At 38.7% G+C, this 2117-nt stretch carries 2 protein-coding genes; both read left to right on the top strand.

Translation table 11 applies throughout. From position 1 onward, the window contains the following. Positions 1-1033: YadA C-terminal domain-containing protein (locus HMPREF3182_RS07395; RefSeq protein ID WP_206445536.1), on the top strand; the 1033-nt coding region annotated here is incomplete at its 5' end. A 552-nt stretch (positions 1034-1585) separates the two neighbouring features. Then, positions 1586-2117: ESPR-type extended signal peptide-containing protein (locus HMPREF3182_RS02795; protein ID WP_268872457.1), on the top strand; the 532-nt coding region annotated here is incomplete at its 3' end.

The following is a 2117-nucleotide window of genomic DNA, read 5'->3' on the forward strand; positions in this document are numbered from 1 at the left end:
AAAGCCTAATGAAAATAGCTCCGAACAAGATTTCCTTAATAGTCTGAAAGGAAAAGACGGCAAAGACGGAACAGGTGCGGACATCGACATAAAAGGTGATGCCGATAGCGGAGTAAGTGTAAAACCGACTACGGACAATGCGGGTAAAAAGACTTATACTATCGGTTTAGGAGAAACAATTAAAGCGGGCAAAGTTACGATTGACGGAACGAAAGATAAAGAAAATATTGCTGTCGGCGATGTGAAGATAAATGGAGAAAAAGGCAAAAGTACGATTACTGGACTTTCCAACAAGACATGGGATCCGAATAAAATCGAATCGGGACGTGCGGCAACCGAAGATCAGTTGAAAGCGGCAACGCAAGGAATGGCTGATATTTCCGGAGAAATCAATCACGTGGGTGCACATTCTGCAGCACTTGCGGCACTTCATCCGCTCGACTTCGATCCCGATGAAAAACTTGATATTGCAGCCGGAGTAGGTAACTACAACGGATCCAATGCGGTTGCAATCGGAGCGTACTACAGACCGAACGAAAGCGCTATGATAAGCGTAGGCGGTTCATTCGGCAGCGGAAAGAATATGGTAAATGCCGGAGTATCCGTAAAAGTAGGACAAGGAAATAATGTTTCCAAATCAAGAATTGCAATGGCAAAAGAAATCAAAGACATGAGAACTGAACTTGAAACGTTGAGAAAAGCCGTTGCAGGAATTTCACAAGGCGAAAAAGTCGATCCGATAAAGATGAAACTGTTCCCTGATGTGCCGGAAAATCATTGGGTATATGAATATGTCAAAGAACTTGTAAAACAAGGTGCAATAGATGGTTATCCGGACGGTACATTCAAAGGCGATCGAATGATGACACGTTACGAATTTGCGGCAATGCTCTACAAAGCAATGCAAAAAGGAATTAACGTAGACAAGAAAATTCTCGATGAATTTGAAGTCGAACTCGAACGCTTCAGAATTGACGTCATCGCAAAAGACAAAGACGGAAATCCGACAATTGAAAGAATAAGAGTAAATTGATATTCATACATAAAACGCTTTCACCGATAAAGGTGAAAGCGTTTTGTATTGCCTTAAAGGCATTATAGGATAAATTAAATTTAGGAATCGAATTATCAAGTGTTTAAATGAATTTACATTTTTGCTTGTAATATTCTATAAAATGTTTCCTTTAGAGGTATAAACATTTAAATTTTTACAAGCATTTCATATTTACCTTTGTTTACGAATACTAAAGTAACAATGAGTATTATTCATTGTACGGAAACATCGGTTATATTGCTTTATTATGATCATTTTTCGCAATATTTGCAGGATTATTATCCAAATATTTTTCGTAAGTTTACAATCGGCTTGAATGTGAAAAATATATTTGTATCTATATTTCTAAACATATATATAATTCGTTCTCTAAATCGATAAGAGCGTGGGGGTGGTATATAATCAAAATGTATGTATTCTTTAATAATAAGAATAAAAAATATAATATTTTCAAAAATAAACTATAAAAATTTTATTTCATATAAATTTGCAAATTTATAAATATATTTGCCGAATCGGCAGGGGGCTTTTATGAACAGAATATTCAAAACGGTGTGGAGTCGTACAAAAAATATGTATGTTGTTGTGTCGGAAATTGCCAATTCTTGCGGCAAATCGAAGGGCAGACACGTTATAGATATAAAAGCGGCATTTGCGGCCGTTTTGATATTGACTTCTTCGGTACCGTTCGGCATACATGCGGCACTGACACCGGATCAACAGGCGGTATATGATGCGGTGATGCAACAGTTGGCACAAGAAAACGGTAAGAAGGATATTCATTTCTTTTCTTCCAACGGGAGTGACTCCGGTATTAATTATGATAATCAAGGTGCAAGAGCCGGATATACTACGGCGGTCGGACCGGATGCTATGGCAACGGAAGAAAATTCGCAAGCGTTCGGGTACAGAGCAAGAGCGATAGGTCACTCCAGTATCGTATTCGGTGTGGAAAGTACGGCATCGGGTGCCAGAGATATTGCAATTGGTTACGGTTCACATGCGGTCGGCTCGGATAATACGAATACTTCATGGAACGATACGATAGCTATCGGTTGGAATG

Origin of the sequence: Megasphaera hutchinsoni (genome assembly GCF_001553405.1) — a bacterium.
GTDB classification, from domain to species: domain Bacteria; phylum Bacillota; class Negativicutes; order Veillonellales; family Megasphaeraceae; genus Megasphaera; species Megasphaera hutchinsoni.